Consider the following 16,471-nt stretch of genomic DNA (forward strand, 5'->3'; position numbering starts at 1 on the left):
GACATCTGAAACTTGGATTAATCCAGGATCTAAATACTCAGTTTCTTTTCCGGATGAGCATCGGCGTAAGTCATAATGAGGTTTAGGATATAATCATTAGAGGGGTAGGGCTGTATAACCGATTTTAAGCCCGGGAGGTCATTTACATCACTATAGTGCGAGATATACCCCATGCCGCAGAATTTCCCTTCCTGAACCCATAAACAGCTTTGTTCTTCACTATTTCGGCCTTCATCAATCAATGCAAAAGAAGGCAGCATTGATTTAAGATCTTTTATGGCAAATTTAACACGAACGTTGTATGCGGCGGAAGATTCTTCGCCAATACAAGCACCACTACAGTGACCAGATTCGTGCCCTGTACAGGCCGATCTGTTTTTCTGAATGAAACACAACCGTTCACAAAGTTTATGATCTTTGATCAGTTTCCTTAATAAATTATGTCCGTCCAGGATGCTGTTAAAACTAAATAAAGGTGTAATGAATGGTTTGTGTTTCTCAATCCCAAGGCGCATATAACCTTTTTGATCGGCAAAAGAGAAAAGACAATATTTTTGCTCGGGGCGTTTCATGGCCCTGTTGTTTTCCGGCCAAAGGCGTTTAATTTCTGCTGCTTCCAGTATAAAGGCCATGAGTTCAGTACCGCAGATTTCAAAATCTACATGGTAAATGTTTTTCAGAAAATCTTGTCGTTGTCTGCTGGTATTGTTGCCGGTAAAATGAGAGCAAACCCTCTTCTTAAGGTTTTTGGCTTTTCCTACATAGATCACATCCCCTTTATGGTCTTTAAAATAGTAGACACCAGGGCTTTGAGGCAATCGTTCTATTGCAGATTTAGGAAGATTTGGGGGAAGGGCCTGTTCCTTTGAACCACGGTTTAAGGCTTGTGTAATGATACCGGTATCGTCTGCTGTCAAAAGCATGGTCAATAGAATGGCAGTTGCTGCCGCATCGCCGCCAGCCCTGTGCCTGTTGTTGATTTCGATGCCTAGTGAGGTACAGAGTTTACCCAGACTGTATGATAAATGACCTGGTAAAAGTTTACGGCTTAACCTTACGGTACATAATTTTTTGCATTGTAATTCATAACCACATAAAGCCAGCTGGTGCCTGATAAAGGAAAAGTCGAAATTAACATTGTGTGCTACAAATATTTTGTCATATAAAAGATGGTATATTTTTTCAGCTACATCGCTAAAAGCAGGTGCATCAGCAACCATCTCATTGTCAATACCTGTGAGCGCTTCGATGTGTTTTGGAATCCACTGGCCCGGGTTGATGAGTGTTTCAAAAGAGTCTGTTACTTCATTTCCATTATGGATCAGTATGGAAATTTCTGTAATCCCATTTCCAGCGGGATATCCACCGGTGGTTTCTATATCTACAACAGCATACAACATTTTTGATCAGGATAGATGATTGCAAATATGCTAATTATTTTAGTATAATATTCATTTAAATTTAAATCCAGGTTTTTTAGCTACAACTTTATCTTGTATGGTTTGAATTTGGCATGTTAATGGCTTTGCAGAGGTTATAATGAAGCCTAAAAAAATATTTGCTGTAGACGATGATAACGACATTCTAGAGGTCATCAAAATAATTCTTGAAGACGAAGGTTATGAAGTGGACACATTAAATACAGGAGAGGGGGTGATGGACCGCATAGATGAAATTAAGCCAGATTTAATTTTACTGGATGTAATGCTGGGCGGAATGGACGGAAGGGACATTTGTAAGTCTATTAAAGGCCATTCAATTTTTAAAAATATCCCTGTGATCATGATTTCCGCAAGTCATAATTTACAAAGCTTGCTTCAGTTCCCGGGCTCACCTAATGATTTTTTACCTAAACCATTTGACATTGATAACCTGGTAAAAATGGTAGGGGTTCAATTGGCCGTCTGAGTACTACTGTACTAAATACTATATGATTTTACCAGCTGCCTACCGCAATAGTTCATAATAGTGGAATTATAAATAAACTAGAATTAACAATTACATATTACAAAATTGAGGATTGCTAAACATTCGTCCGTTAGTTTTGTTGTATGGTTTAAAATAACCAGATATAAATTATGTTAAGCAATTATCTAAACTTTCAGTTTGATGTACAGGGTAAACCTATTAAAGGTTTCTGTATGCGGATCCATGATGATTTCCATGAAACTTATGCAGTGATGGTAGATGGCTATCATTCTTTTTGCGTATGGATAGACAATACGGCAACCTGGCGTTCATCTAAGCATGTCGCTATTGAATCCGGAGTGTTGGACAGGATTATAGGCCATTTGGCCACACATACCAGCGAACTTTCGCCGGGAGTGTAAACTATAACTCTAGCCGAAGAATAAATAGCACAAGCCTATGGCAGTGCAAACGCCTACAAGATCTGCCAGGAGCATAGCGCCTACGGCATATCTTGTATTTTTGATATTTACCGCTCCGAAATACACGGCTATAACATAAAAAGTAGTATCTGATGATCCCTGCAGAATACTAGACAAACGTCCTGCAAACGAATCCGGACCATGTACAGTCATCGTATCTATCATCATCCCCCTTGCACCTCCGCCACTTAATGGCTTAATCAATGCGGTTGGTATTCCATCTATAAATCTGGTGTCGGCACCCAGAAAAGCGCAAACACTTTTCATCCCGTTAATCACAAGATCAAATGTGCCACTCGTTCTAAGTAAACTGATGGCAACAAGCATCCCAACCAAATAAGGGATGATCCGAACGGCAGTATCAAATCCACCTTTAGCACCTTCAATAAAAGCATCGAATATATTTACGTTTTTGTAAAGTCCGCCAAGTACAATCAAAAGAAAGATGAGCAGTAAAATACCGTTGCTCAATATTCCGGAAAAGGACTGAAGACCAGTACTGCTTAGACTGGTAAGGTATAAAACCATTGCTGCAATAACTGCGGATAAGCCTAGTATCCAGGATAAGATAACAGGCTGAAGAATGTTGATCCTCTGTTTAAAAGATACAATGAGCATAGCCGCAACGGTGGCTACGAAGGTGGCAATCATACATGGGATAAATATCTCGGTTGGGTTGGCCGAGTTTAATGACGCACGTACTGCTATAATGCTCACTGGAATTAGGGTCAGTCCTGAGGCATGGAGGCATAGAAACATAATCTGCGCATTGGAGGCCGTATCCTTATTGGGATTTAGTTCCTGAAGACTTTCCATTGCTTTTAAGCCGAATGGTGTAGCCGCATTGTCTAAACCCAAAAGATTAGCAGAAAAATTCATGACCATATGTCCCGTTGCAGGATGTCCTTTTGGAACCTCCGGAAACAACTTAGAAAAAAACGGGCCGATAATTTTTGACAGCATACGAATGCCACCAGCTTTTTCTGCAATACTCATAAAGCCCATAAACAAAGCCATGATCCCAACAAGCTTTAAACAAATGTTTACTGCTGTCCAGCAAGTTTCGATTACGCCGTCAACTTTTAAGGGGTTACCTTCATCTCCGGATTTTCCAACAACCATCCAGTTAAAAATATCAGACTGTCCAAAAAAGAAGCATTTAATTGCCGCAACTAGTATTGCAACGATAATAAATGCAGACCAGATTCTGCTTAATGCCATTAGTTTATTTGTTTAGGCCTGTAATTTAAGGTTTATCATCCGTAAGCTCAAATCCCCAGCTTTTTCCTTTTTCTGTGGAAGGGATCCCGCCCGTCATCCAAACTGGGGCTTTTGCACCTTTTAAATAATAATCAAAAAATTGTTGCTCCCTGATTTGAATGTCTTTTCTATTTTGACGTTGCATCAGGTTATGAGCTTCATTATTGTAGTTTAACAGCCATGACGGTTTACCTAATCTTTTTAATCCTGTAAACATCTCAATCCCCTGATACCATGGTACGGCACCATCTGCATCATTAGACATGATTACTACTGGTGTGTTGACTTTAGGTAAAGAAAATAATGGTGAGTTCTCAATATATAATTCAGGTTTTTCCCAAAGTGTGGCACCTATGCGACTTTGGGTTTTCTCGTATTGGAACTGTCTGTTCATTCCACTATCCCAACGAATACCACCGTAGGCAGAAGTCATGTTTGCTACCGGTGCACCCGCCCATGCTGCAGCATACATATTTGTTCTGGTAATGAGGTGGGCAACCTGATAACCTCCCCAGCTTTGTCCCTGTATGCCTATTTTTGATCCCTCAACCCAACTGTTCTTTTTTAAGCTTTCAACGCCGGAATTGATGAATTCTTCAGCAGATTTGCCAGGATAACCAATTTCGTAACTGATATCCGGAGCAAATACCAGATAGCCATTACTTACAAAAAAAGAAATGTTAAGTCTGGATGGGGTGGGTGCGGGAGCAATATAATCATACAAACCCGAACTTAGTTTCTCGTAGAAATAAACGATCATCGGGTATTTTTTTGTAGGATCGAAATCTTCTGGCTTGTACAAAATGCCTTCTGCAGCAAGTCCTTTAGGAGTCGTCCATTTTACAAGTTCTGCTGTTCCCCAATTGTAGTTCTGTTGCTGAAGATTGGTATTGCTTAGCTTAACTTCTGTTTTTAAATCTGCAGAAGTAAAAATATTTGGTGAACTCGTATAATTACTTTTATCGTATAAGTAGCGATTTGCATTTTTAGCTTTTACAAGTTCAGAGTAATGGAATGGCCCCATTACAATGCGTTCTGGATTTTTGTTGTCGGATATATTTTTACGATAAAAGCCATTTTCTTTGCTTGCACGATTGAAAGCAGTAAGCCAGATGGCTTCTTTTTTTGTAATGAACCTTTCTTCCGGATCTACAATTTGGTAGCGAAAAGTTAAACCATTTTGTCTGCCAAATCCATTAGTGATGTTTTTTGCAGCGGTTTTGCCATCGGGCGAAAAAGACCAGATGTCATATTTATCATAGATCAAAACCGATTTGTCCTCTTCTGTCCATCCAGCAATACCATAGGGTCTGGCTTCTGCAGGTACATCGTTTTCTTCATCATTGAACTTGACATTTATACCATCATTGAGCTGCGTAGTTTTGCCTGAGGAAATGGCATAGGTATAGATGCCCTGGTTTTTACCATCTGTATAGATGATGTAGTTGCCCCCGGGAGAGGCCACTGCGCCCTTTACCCGAGAAAGGATTTTTTTCTTTGTCCCGTTTTTGAGGTCAGACAGGTAATAATCACGGAAGGATTCTCCGGTCCACTGACTTTCTAACCTGTAGCCAGCATCTGTAGAGGCCAGCACATAACTGGCAAGACCTTCATTGACGATACTGGCATCGGGAATCTTTAAATCCGTTAAGGGTATAATTTTAGGATCGCTGCTGTAAATGTTGATCACCGAAAGGAAGCTTCTTTTTAAATCCTTTTCCAGATTTTTCAATTGCATGGGTTGCAGGTAGTCATCCTTATAACCCCATATGTCTAGTTTAGCATGTTCAAAATCTACCAGGGTGGTATCTTTTGCAATTTTTATAGGGGCGATACCGAAAAAAAGCTTTTCCCCATCTTTGCTGAAACTTAGCAATCCATCTCCGCTAACCGCCCATTTGGCCGGCATACCGGTGATTTCCCGATCTACCAATACTTGTGCGGTATCTAAACTAGGTGAGTTATAATAGATGCTATAATCTTTAATTTCTGCTTTTTCGGGACTGCTTTCGCCAAGAAAGGCCAGGTGTTCACTGTCTTCGTCAAAAATGAATCCTTTGAAATTTCCTTTGTTTTTAACCAAAGTCTTTAAGGTTCCCTTTTCTGTATTATAAAGGAAAACACCCTGGACAGCTGCTTTATCTTTTTTGCTGCCTGTGCAGGCCAGTACAAGCAACTTGCCATCTTTACTGAACTGATAGTCGTTTACATAATTAAAAGTACGCTGGCTTCCGGTTAAAAAGTTACGGACAATTAAGTCTGTCCCCTCTGTTTTAGTTGGAGCCTCCGTACCTTTATTTTTTTTAGTAGAATCCTGTTGTGGCTCTGGTTGGTAAGCCAGGTGGCTGGAGCCATTTTCGGAAATTTTGAAAGATTTAACTTTTGCAATTTTTAGCACGGTTGAATTCAGCAGGTTTGCGATACCAAGTGTGTCTTTATGCAGTTCTTCTGGTTTTTTCTTTTTAATTTTTGCCGTACGAACCTCTTGAAAAGTAGGTTTGATGAGAAAGGCCGCAAATTTACTGTCGGCAGTGAACTGTACATTGCTGGCCCTTGGTACATTAAACGCAGCGTTATTAACTACGTTTTTAAAATACAGGATACCGTCGCCTTCTTGTTTAACGATGGTAAAGGCCGTCCATTGCCCGTTATCTGACAGTTTTTTTAGTCCTGTATTTTCCCAGGAATCGTAAACAGTATGGTTGAGTGGTTTTTTTTGTGCGAAAGCTAATTCTGTAATGAAAAGAAATAATAATACTAGTTTTCCCTGCATGTTTGTGGCTGATTTATATGATCAAAAGATTCAAACCTAAAAATTGTAAATTTTTAGCACAATTGGGGATTGTTTAGCGTTTTTATTACAAATTGTTTAAAAGGAAAGGTTATTAAACAGAAAAAGCACCTTCATGAGGTGCTTTTTCTGTTTAATCGATTGATGTAGGATTATTTATTTTTTTTATCCTGGATCTTGTTCACTTCTTGCTGACGCATATAGTCATCCAAACGAGCCTGGAACTTTGATTTTTTCTTCGTTTCTTCAGGTCTTTTTTTGTTCTCTTTTAAGGTAGCATGTATTTTTTCGTCATTGACCATGCTTTTAATTAAGAACTGCTGACCGAATGTGAGCATGTTGGCTAAGAAATAATAGTAGTTTAAGCCTGAAGGATAATCGTTCAGTACACCCAAAAATACAATTGGCATGATGTAACCAATATATTTCATCTGACCGGTTGCACCAGATACCTGGTTATTAAAATAGGTATAGATTAGGGTTGAAACCGTCATTAGGATACACATTAAACTTAAGTGATCTCCAAGGAATGGAATATGTACACCAAATTTAATGAAATCATCATACGTAGAAAGATCATGCATCCACAGGAAGCTTTGTCCCCTTAATTCGAAAAGGTTAGGGAAAAAGAAGAAGAAGGCCATAACAATTGGCAACTGCAGTAACATGGGTAAACAACCACCCAATGGGTTTACACCTACTTGTTTATAAAGTTTTAAATACTCCTGTTGTAGTAATGTTGGGTTGCTTTCTCCTACTTTAGCTTTAATCTCGTCCATTTCTGGTTTAAGAATCCGCATTTTAGCCATAGAGATGTATGACTTGTAAGTTAAGGGCGATAACACCAGTTTTAACAGGATGGTTAAAACCAGGATAATTAAGCCATAGTTCCAACCAAAACCTTCAAGGAAGTTGAACACCGGCAATACCACAAACCTGTTGATGTATTTTAATGGCCAGTAGCCCATTTCAACCAATTTCTCTATTTCATGTCCCTGTTCTTTTAATTCAGCGAACTTGTTGGTGCCGAAATAGAAGCTCATGCTATAGTTTTGTGCTGCCAGTTGATTGAAAGGTAAATTCATACGGGCAGAATACCATTTCACTACACCAGGATCTGTAAGGGTTTTAACCGAAAGATCTCCGGATTCAAAAGGAACTGAAGGTACCAGTACGCCTGAGAAAAAGTGTTGCTTAAAGGCAAACCATTCTACTTTACCTTTTGTAAGTGCTACATCTTCATCCTTAGCAAAATTTAAATGGTCAGGGTTTTCATCTGCATACTTATAATAAGGTGCAGAGTAATGTTGTTCATTGGTTAATGATTTTTCCTGCTCTTTTAAAATACCCTGCCAATTTAATACAATTGAATTGCCTTGTACTACCTGGTTTAAGCCGATAAGGTTAGCATTAAAAACTAGATTGTTACTGTTGGCTTTCAAGCTGTAAATGAAATCTATAAATTTACCAGCGCCATAAGTAGCACGCATCGTTAAAGCAGAATCACTGATTAAAGGCGTAAAAAACAAGTCGTCTGTCTTTACTGTTTTACCGTTCACATTCAATTCCAATCCAAACTTGGTTTGGTCGCCATCAAATAAAACAACTGGCTTTCCGTGGTACGATTCCTGTCCTTTGATTTGTACAGAAGCTATTTTACCACCTTTATTTGTAAAGGTTACTTTAAGTTTTTCATTTTCCAGTACATTAGTGCTGGCAGTACCTGTTAAATTAGCTCCAAAAGGACCTGTTAGGGTTGCAGAATCCAGTGCGGGAGCAGCATTGATTAAAGCAGTAGTTGTATCCTTGGCTTTCTCTTCTGTTGCCGGATTTACGCCGGCTCTTTTTAAAGAATCTATCCGCTGTATTTCGCGCTCTTTCTTCATTTCGGCCTCTGATGGCTTATTAAAGTAGAAAAAGCCAGCAAGAACGATCATGATCAGGAATAATCCTGTAAACGTATTTCTATCCATTATTGTCGTTTAAACGCGTATTATTTTATTTTCTTTTTTGCATGCTCCATCGCAGCGGCGACAAATTTAACAAAAAGTGGGTGAGGATTAGCAACTGTTGATTTTAATTCCGGGTGAAATTGGCCGCCCACAAAGAAAGGGTGGTTTTTAAGCTCAATAATTTCAACCAGATGGCTGTCAGGGTTCATTCCCGAAGCAATCATTCCGGCTTCTTCATATTGGCTCAAATAATCATTGTTGAATTCATAACGATGTCTGTGACGCTCATTGATATGAGATTTTCCGTACGCGGCATAAGCTTTTGTGCCTTTTTTAAGATCGCATGGATAAGAACCTAAACGCATAGTGCCTCCTTTGTCGGTCACTGTTTTTTGTTCTTCCATCATGTCAATTACAGGATGCGGTGCTTCTTCATCAATCTCCGTAGTGTTTGCATTAGCAAGACCAAGAACATTTCTTCCAAATTCTATGACCGCACATTGCATACCTAAACAGATACCGAAGAAGGGAACATTATTTTCGCGGACATAACGAATGGCATCAATTTTACCTTCAATACCTCTGCTGCCGAAACCCGGTGCGACCAGTATACCGTCCAAATGTCCTAATTTCTCTTTTGCATTGTCAGGGAAAACCTCTTCAGAATGCACGTATTCTACGCGTACTTTACATTCATTTTTGGCACCTGCGTGAATAAAAGATTCAATAATGGATTTGTACGCATCTGGCAACTCCACATATTTGCCAATTAAGCCAATTCTGATTTCGGAAGTTGGGTTTTTTAAACGGCCCAGGAAGTCTTTCCAGCTTTCCATGTCAGGTTCGTTCTTGTTGGGTAATTTAAGCTTGCTCAATACCGTTTTATCCAGTTGCTCTTTCATCATTAAAAGCGGAACTGAATAAATAGAAGAAGCATCAATAGACTCTATTACCGCATTTACATTTACGTTACAGAAAAGTGCAATCTTTTTGCGGATATCCATATTGATATGGTGTTCTGTACGACAAACAAGGATATCTGGCTGAATACCATATTCTAATAATGCCTTAACGGAGTGTTGGGTAGGTTTGGTTTTTAATTCTCCTGCAGCTGCAAGGTACGGAATGAGTGTTAAATGGATTACAATGGCATTATTAGAGCCCGCTTCCCATTTAAATTGCCTTACCGCTTCAATAAATGGAAGGGACTCAATATCACCCACAGTTCCACCAAGTTCAGTAATTACGATGTCAAACTCGCCGGTCTCACCAAGCTTGCGCATGTTTAGTTTAATCTCGTCTGTAATATGAGGTACTACTTGTACAGTTTTGCCTAAGTATTCACCTTGTCTTTCTTTGTTGATCACATTTTGATAGATGCGACCGGTGGTGATGTTGTTTGCCTGAGAGGTAGGTACATTTAAAAAACGCTCATAGTGTCCAAGGTCAAGGTCAGTCTCTGCACCATCTTCGGTTACAAAGCATTCTCCATGCTCATAAGGGTTTAGTGTTCCCGGATCGATATTGATATAAGGGTCAAATTTTTGGATGGTTACACGGTAACCTCTGGCTTGTAAAAGTTTAGCTAATGAAGCGGAAATGATGCCCTTGCCTAGTGAGGAAGTAACACCGCCCGTAACAAAAATATACTTAGTCATGTTTTTGTGTTTGTGTGATAAAGCAGTTTTTAGTGTTGCTTTATTGTTTTTGTACGGGATACAAAGTTATAAAAATATCTGGATTTGGCGCTAAAAAAAAGGCCTGGCAAATTTGCCAGGCTCTTCTTGTAATATATTTGGTTAGAATATGCTTTAGGTTGTAGTGTTAATTGTGGTTCTTTCTATCATTACACTAAGGTAAATATAGGAGGATTATTTTAAATTATTGTGACATTACTAAAAAAAGTCTTAAATATTTCATAACTACCATATAATCAACTAAATAATTTTTAGCTGAATATGGCCTGTTCAGGTATTAGTTATACGATTTTTGCATATTATACTAAGTTATTGTCATGAATGTACAATGCTAACATAGCATAATTATAGTGTTATTTGTACACTAAGTACTAAGGCTGCTGCTTGTTTTAGCAGCATAACCGAAGCCCTTTAACAGCACTTATAGTAGATTTTGATTTTTTGATCTTTTGCCGACCAGGCGATATAAATTTTAGTCTCGTTGCCCAGACGGTACTTAAAACCATTTAATCCTGTTTTTTTTAATTCGGCATAGAAATCTTTATCTGGCGAATACTGGTCCGGCTCTTCCTGTTCAGTAACAGCAGGCTCCAAAAAGTTCTCTTCTTCAAAAAATAGGCTGACCTCTTCTCTTAAAAATTTAAGCTGAGATTTTTCTCCTTCCAGATCCAGTGTTTTTTTATAGTTGCCAATTAATTCTGCCCCTTTGATGATCTGTTTATAGATCTCCTGTCCTTTGTAATTGTGAATGGTAAAGGTTAGCGACATGTTTTTTGGCGTATTGCCTGCAAGTGCTACATTAAAGGTATCTGCCTTTAAAGAATCACTAAAGGGCTTAACCATTTGTTTCGATACAACACTTTCGATATTTCCGTTATCTGAAGAGCTGCAGGCAAAAAAAAATAAAACAGACAGGGATAAAAGGGTGAGCAGCTGTTTCATAGTCAAATTATAACTTAACAATTCTGTTTAAATCATCTGGCGTATCTACCGCCCTGGTTTCTAAAGATGTCATCCTGGTTTGGATGCTATAGCCATTTTCTATCCACCTCAGTTGTTCCAGACTTTCTGCGATTTCTAAAGAGGAAGGCGGTAATTGTGTGATGGCCAACAAGGTTGGGATGGTATAGCCGTAAATGCCGATATGTTTATAAAATTGGTGGGCATTTAACCAGTTCGATTGTTCCTCGTTTCTGATAAAAGGAACAGGGTGCCTGCTAAAATAAATGGCCTGTTGGTTTGAGTTGATCAATACCTTTGGGATATTTGCGTTAAAAAGCTCTTCCTGGCTATGAATTTCTTTAACCAGTGTAGCTAATTTTACAGATGGATCATTAAAACAACCTGCTAACAATTCAATCTGTGCAGGGTCTATATAAGGCTCATCTCCCTGAATATTAATGGCTACATCAAATCCTGGTTTTAAACTGACAACTTCGGCACAGCGGTCTGTGCCGCTTTGATGGTTGCTGCCGGTGAAAACATATGAACCTCCAAAACTTTCTACTTCCGCCACTATACGTTCGTCATCTGTAGCCACTACCAAATCATCCAGACTTAAAGCTTTTGATGCCTGTTCGTATACGCGTCGGATCATGCTCTTTCCGTCTATTTGCACTAAAGGCTTTCCGGGAAAGCGGGTAGAAGCAAAACGTGCAGGGATGATACCTATAGTTTTCATTAAAATAATCCGTTAATTTCTGCCTCAATAGCTTGTATCACCGCACCTAAATCTTCAGGGTTCGTGGTAAAGTCTAATTTATCTTTGTCAAGAATCAGCAATTTTCCAAGGTTGTAACCTTTAATCCATGCCTCATATTTTTCATTTAACTTAGACAAATAATCAATCCTGATGCTGGCTTCATATTCGCGTCCCCGACGCTGTATGTTGTTTACGAGCGTAGGAACAGAAGCCCTCAAATAGATCAAAAGATCAGGTGGTTTTATAAAAGAAGTAATGTTCTCAAAAATGGCTTTGTAGTTTTCATGATCACGAGTGGTCATTAAGCCCATTTCGTGAAGGTTTTCTGCAAAAATATGCGCATCCTCATAGATGGTCCTGTCCTGGATTACATTACGTTTAAAATTTGCGATATCTGCAATTTGCTGAAAACGGCTGTTCAGGAAATAAATTTGTAAATTAAAGCTCCACCTTTTCATGTCACTGTAAAAATCTTCCAGGTATGGATTGTTTTCTACAGCTTCAAATAAAGCCTCCCAACCGTAATTTTTGGCCAGTAATTCAGTTAAAGTGGTTTTTCCGGCGCCAATATTGCCTACTACAGCTATATGCATATGTGATTTTTGAAGGGCTTAAGATAGTAATAATACCAATAAATTTATCTGGAGCAATTAGAATGATTTAAAACCAATCAGTTTTCTAACTTCTCTAATCGTTTCGCTGGCGCTTTCACGGGCCTTTAAAGCACCGTGTCTGGCAACCTGACGTAAATAACTGGTGTCCTTTGAAAGTTCCTCGATGCGCTCCCTAATTGGTGTATTAAAAATGATCATGTCTTCTGCCAGTTGTTTCTTCAAATCGCCATAACGGATTTCCATCTTGTTATAGAGCGAATCAAAATGGCTGATGGTATCTGCTGAAGATACAATTTTCATGAGGTCAAACAGGTTTTGTATGGCTTCAGGTTTAGTTTGGTTTTCAGAAGTCGGGCCACTGTCGCTGACCGCGCGTGAAACTTTTTTGCGAATGATTTCTGGAGAATCTGAAAGGTAAATGCAATTTGAATCACCTTCAGACTTACTCATTTTACCTTTTCCGTCTAAACCAGGCACTTTAACCAGGTTTTGCGCATAATTAAATGCATAAGGCTCTGGAAAGAAATCTGTTTTGTACAGGCGGTTAAAGCGGTTTCCAAAAGTACGGGTCATTTCCAGGTGTTGTTCCTGATCTTTACCTACGGGAACCTTGGTTGCCCTGTGCAACAGAATATCTGCCGCCATAAGCGAAGGATAGGTTAGCAAGCCTGCATTTACATTATCGGGTTGTGAGCGGATCTTATCTTTGAAAGAAGTACTGCGTTCCAGTTCTCCCAGGTAAGCGTTCATATTGAGGTATAAGTAAAGCTCGGCAACTTCAGGGACATCACTTTGAATATAGATGGTACTTTCTTCGGGATTAATGCCGCATGCAAGGTATTCTACCAGTACATGGCGCACATAGCCATGTAAATCATCTGGCGTAGGGTGTGTGGTAAGTGAATGTAGATCTGCGATAAAAAAATAGCAATTGTAATCGTATTGCATTTTTACAAAATTGGTTACTGCACCAAAATAATTTCCCAGATGCAATTTTCCTGTCGGACGTATGCCACTAACTACCGTTTCTTTCATGGGTCGAAATTAGTAAAAAACCGCTATTTGATTTGCTTATAATTTCTTTTTTCTAACAAATGTGCCCGTACTTGCTTCAATTGTCTATTTTTGGAATACATGTTTAAAGGCCTGAGACAAATCCACCGCATCTACGTAATATTTATAATAGTACTGTTTTTTGTGCTGCTTTTCCCGTTTTACTATCCGCTTTCCCGTAAGCCGTCGGGTTATGGTCTGTTAAATCAGCTAAGGAAATTCCACTCCTGGGTTTGTAGTTTTTTTACCGGCATTTTTTTCCGGTTTCATTATGAAGAAAAACTAGAAGCAAACAGAACCTATATTTATTGTAGTAACCATACTTCTAACCTGGATATTATGATTTTATGTCTGCTGGCAAAGGGGCGCTTTCATTTTATGGGAAAGGATGAACTGCTAAAAGCACCGATATTAAGGTTGTTTTTTAAAACGATTGATATTCCTGTTAACCGCGATTCTAAGATGTCGGCTTTCAGGGCATTTAAACGTGCCGGGGAAAATTTAGATCATGGCATGAGTTTGATTATTTTTCCCGAAGGTAAAATTGACGAAACCCATTATCCGCCGGTTTTACAGTCATTTAAAAATGGCCCTTTTAGGTTAGCCATAGATAAAAATATTTCCATTGTGCCCATCAGTATCAGTAATGCCTGGAAAAAGATGTGGGATGATGGTAGAAAATATGGAAGTAGACCCGGAATTTGTGATATTTACATCCATAAACCAATATCCACAAAAGATTTGGCTGGTGCAGATGCAGATTTGCTGAAAGACCAGGTATTTGATTTGATAAATAGTAAACTTGTTACCTTATAAAACATGAAAATAGATACACAAACCATACATAAAGTTGCTGATTTAGCCAGGATAAACATTCAGGAAGGGGAGGTAGATACACTCATTACGGAAATGAGTAAAATACTTACTTTTATGGAGAAGCTAAACGAGTTGGATACTACCGGTGTAAAGCCCTTGATTTATATGAATGAGGAAGTAAATGTTTGGAGAGCAGATGAAGTGATTCAGGAAATTACAGTGAAAGAAGGCTTAAAAAATGCTGCTGTACACAACGAGAATTATTTTATGGTGCCTAAGGTTATTGAAAAATAAAGCGGCTTATGTAACATAAGTTGCCCGGAAACTGTCTGATGCCAGAATTCAAATTGAAATTTCCATGAACGAACCGCTTATTGTTATTAAAGAAATTGGCCGTAAATATGTGATTGGCACAGAAGTTATTCATGCGCTTAAATCGGTATCGCTGAACATCAATAAAGGTGAATTTGTTGCCTTAATGGGTCCTTCCGGTTCTGGTAAATCTACGCTGATGAATATTTTGGGGTGTTTAGATACACCCAACCAGGGCAGTTATACACTAAACGGAACCGATGTAAGTCGTATGACGGAGAATGATCTTGCAGAGGTTAGAAATAAAGAAATAGGGTTTGTTTTTCAGACATTTAATCTCTTGCCGCGTTCTACTTCTTTAGATAATGTAGCCTTGCCATTGATTTATGCTGGCGTGGGTAAATCAGAGCGTCAGCGTAGAGCACAACAGGCACTTGAAAATGTTGGTTTGGGGAACCGGGTAACCCATAGGCCAAATGAGTTGTCGGGTGGTCAGCGCCAACGTGTGGCTGTAGCAAGGGCATTGATTAATAATCCCTCTATTATTCTGGCAGATGAACCTACTGGTAACCTCGATACCAAAACTTCTATAGAGATTATGGCCTTATTGGAGGAAATCCACAGCAAGGGAAATACCATTATTTTGGTTACGCACGAAGAAGATATAGCCCAACATGCCCACAGAATTGTACGTATGCGGGATGGATTAATTGAGAGTGATGAGCCAAATGTTGTAATTGCATGAAAATCTATACCAAAACCGGAGATAAGGGGCTAACATCTTTAATTGGAGGTACCAGGGTGCCAAAATTTCATTTACGAATTGAATGTTATGGAACCGTAGATGAGCTCAATTCGTACATTGGGCTGATCTTGTGTCAGCCTATTGATTTGCATTACCAACAGATGCTCAAAGAAATTCAGGATCGTTTATTTACAGTGGGCGCTTCTTTGGCAGCCGATCCTGAAAAATCAAAGATGAAAATTCCAGACCTGCTGCAAAGTGATATTCTATTACTGGAGACAGAAATGGATGTGATGAATGAACAATTACCTGAATTGAAACATTTTGTGCTGCCTGGAGGGAATAGTACAGTATCTTATTGTCATATTGCACGTTGTATTTGTCGCAGGGCTGAACGACTGACTGTTCATTTGGCAACAGAAAGTTTTGTTGACGAAAAGATGACGGTCTATTTGAATAGATTAAGCGATTATTTGTTTGTTTTGGCTCGTAAACTTAATATGGACTTCAATAACGAAGAAAATATTTGGCTTCCGCGTGTATAAGTGGAAAAAAAAGTTTGTTTTCCTCAGCTTTTTTAATATACTTTTGCGGAATTAAAAATTAGCATACTAATTATATAAATATGTATTGGACACTAGAACTAGCATCGCATTTGGAAGACGCTCCATGGCCTGCAACAAAAGATGAATTGATTGATTACGGAATCAGATCTGGAGCACCTGTAGAGGTGATTGAAAATCTTCAGGCTTTGGAAGATGATGGTGAACCTTATGAAACCATCGAAGAAATTTGGCCGGATTATCCAACTAAAGATGATTTCTTCTTTAATGAAGACGAATATTAATTCCTAAAAAAGCCTCGTTATTCGGGGCTTTTGTATTTTGGAACGATGATTGTTTAACGAATGTCAGGTAAATGAAATCATGAGCCTGCTACATTTATTTATGAACAATTAAAAAATACAACTATGGGAAATCTACTTTATTTAATCGCAGTCATTCTAGTTATCATTTGGGCCATCAGTTTCCTTGGAGGATATTACACTGGCGGTATTATTCACGCCTTATTGGTAATTGCTATTATAGCCATCATTTTGAGGGTAATCAGAGGAGCTGCTTAAAATAGTTTTAAGCAGA

The 16,471-nt window shown here is 38.8% G+C and carries 17 protein-coding genes; 8 read left to right on the top strand and 9 right to left on the bottom strand.

The genetic code is table 11. From position 1 onward, the window contains the following. Positions 1-29 precede the first annotated feature (29 nt). Entirely contained in the window at positions 30-1,400 is a 1,371-nt protein-coding gene (locus LPB86_RS12230) for an exonuclease domain-containing protein (RefSeq protein WP_230644177.1), read from the bottom strand. A 139-nt stretch (positions 1,401-1,539) separates the two neighbouring features. Between LPB86_RS12230 and LPB86_RS12235 the strand changes: the two genes are divergently transcribed. Beyond that, positions 1,540-1,908 carry a PleD family two-component system response regulator gene (locus LPB86_RS12235; protein WP_230644179.1) on the top strand — a complete coding sequence of 123 codons (369 nt, stop codon included), beginning with the start codon at positions 1,540-1,542 and terminating at the stop codon, positions 1,906-1,908. 170 nt (positions 1,909-2,078) lie between these two features. Continuing rightward, positions 2,079-2,330, top strand: a complete 252-nt coding sequence (locus tag LPB86_RS12240) for a hypothetical protein (protein ID WP_230644181.1) — start codon at positions 2,079-2,081, stop codon at positions 2,328-2,330. A 9-nt stretch (positions 2,331-2,339) separates the two neighbouring features. On the opposite strand, the gene LPB86_RS12245 is transcribed toward LPB86_RS12240, so the two are convergent. The 8 genes from LPB86_RS12245 to trpS form a co-directional block, all read right to left on the bottom strand. Further along, positions 2,340-3,611: a nucleoside recognition domain-containing protein gene (locus tag LPB86_RS12245; RefSeq protein ID WP_230644183.1), complete on the bottom strand. Its 1,272-nt coding sequence runs from the start codon at positions 3,609-3,611 to the stop codon at positions 2,340-2,342. A 25-nt stretch (positions 3,612-3,636) separates the two neighbouring features. Continuing rightward, on the bottom strand, positions 3,637-6,423 hold the full coding sequence (locus tag LPB86_RS12250; RefSeq protein WP_230644185.1) for a prolyl oligopeptidase family serine peptidase: 2,787 nt from the start codon (positions 6,421-6,423) through the stop codon (positions 3,637-3,639). 170 nt (positions 6,424-6,593) lie between these two features. Continuing rightward, the gene (gene yidC, locus LPB86_RS12255; RefSeq protein ID WP_230644187.1) at positions 6,594-8,414 is read right to left on the bottom strand and encodes a membrane protein insertase YidC; all 1,821 of its coding nucleotides are present in this window, start codon (positions 8,412-8,414) and stop codon (positions 6,594-6,596) included. Positions 8,415-8,434: 20 nt separating this feature from the next. After that, positions 8,435-10,051, bottom strand: coding sequence for a CTP synthase (locus tag LPB86_RS12260; protein WP_230644189.1), 1,617 nt, complete (start codon positions 10,049-10,051; stop codon positions 8,435-8,437). Positions 10,052-10,501: 450 nt separating this feature from the next. Continuing rightward, positions 10,502-11,032, bottom strand: a complete 531-nt coding sequence (locus LPB86_RS12265; protein ID WP_230644191.1) for a hypothetical protein — start codon at positions 11,030-11,032, stop codon at positions 10,502-10,504. Positions 11,033-11,039: 7 nt separating this feature from the next. After that, positions 11,040-11,771, bottom strand: coding sequence for a 3-deoxy-manno-octulosonate cytidylyltransferase (gene kdsB / locus LPB86_RS12270; RefSeq protein WP_230644193.1), 732 nt, complete (start codon positions 11,769-11,771; stop codon positions 11,040-11,042). After that, the gene (locus tag LPB86_RS12275; RefSeq protein ID WP_230644195.1) at positions 11,771-12,385 is read right to left on the bottom strand and encodes a deoxynucleoside kinase; all 615 of its coding nucleotides are present in this window, start codon (positions 12,383-12,385) and stop codon (positions 11,771-11,773) included. Before LPB86_RS12275 ends, kdsB begins: the two co-directional genes overlap by 1 nt. 57 nt (positions 12,386-12,442) lie before the next feature. Beyond that, complete coding sequence (trpS, locus tag LPB86_RS12280; protein WP_230644197.1) at positions 12,443-13,441, bottom strand: tryptophan--tRNA ligase; 999 nt, start codon at positions 13,439-13,441, stop codon at positions 12,443-12,445. A gap of 99 nt (positions 13,442-13,540) precedes the next feature. Here trpS and LPB86_RS12285 point away from each other — a divergent pair, with 99 nt between their 5' ends. The 6 genes from LPB86_RS12285 to LPB86_RS12310 all read left to right on the top strand — a co-directional run bounded on the left by LPB86_RS12285 (position 13,541) and on the right by LPB86_RS12310 (position 16,455). Then, entirely contained in the window at positions 13,541-14,275 is a 735-nt protein-coding gene (locus LPB86_RS12285; protein WP_230644199.1) for a 1-acyl-sn-glycerol-3-phosphate acyltransferase, read from the top strand. Between the two features lie 3 nt (positions 14,276-14,278). Further along, entirely contained in the window at positions 14,279-14,569 is a 291-nt protein-coding gene (gene gatC, locus LPB86_RS12290; RefSeq protein WP_230644201.1) for an Asp-tRNA(Asn)/Glu-tRNA(Gln) amidotransferase subunit GatC, read from the top strand. A 64-nt stretch (positions 14,570-14,633) separates the two neighbouring features. Beyond that, positions 14,634-15,332, top strand: coding sequence for an ABC transporter ATP-binding protein (locus LPB86_RS12295; protein ID WP_230644203.1), 699 nt, complete (start codon positions 14,634-14,636; stop codon positions 15,330-15,332). Continuing rightward, positions 15,329-15,877, top strand: a complete 549-nt coding sequence (locus tag LPB86_RS12300) for a cob(I)yrinic acid a,c-diamide adenosyltransferase (RefSeq protein WP_230644205.1) — start codon at positions 15,329-15,331, stop codon at positions 15,875-15,877. The genes LPB86_RS12295 and LPB86_RS12300 overlap by 4 nt, the downstream gene beginning before the upstream one ends. An 80-nt stretch (positions 15,878-15,957) precedes the next feature. After that, positions 15,958-16,179 (top strand): DUF2795 domain-containing protein, encoded by a 222-nt coding sequence (locus LPB86_RS12305; RefSeq protein ID WP_008240955.1) that lies wholly within the window; start codon positions 15,958-15,960, stop codon positions 16,177-16,179. Between the two features lie 123 nt (positions 16,180-16,302). Next, positions 16,303-16,455 (top strand): lmo0937 family membrane protein, encoded by a 153-nt coding sequence (locus LPB86_RS12310; protein ID WP_230644207.1) that lies wholly within the window; start codon positions 16,303-16,305, stop codon positions 16,453-16,455. Positions 16,456-16,471 lie beyond the last annotated feature (16 nt).

Origin of the sequence: Pedobacter sp. MC2016-14, assembly GCF_020991475.1 — a bacterium.
Taxonomy (GTDB): domain Bacteria; phylum Bacteroidota; class Bacteroidia; order Sphingobacteriales; family Sphingobacteriaceae; genus Pedobacter.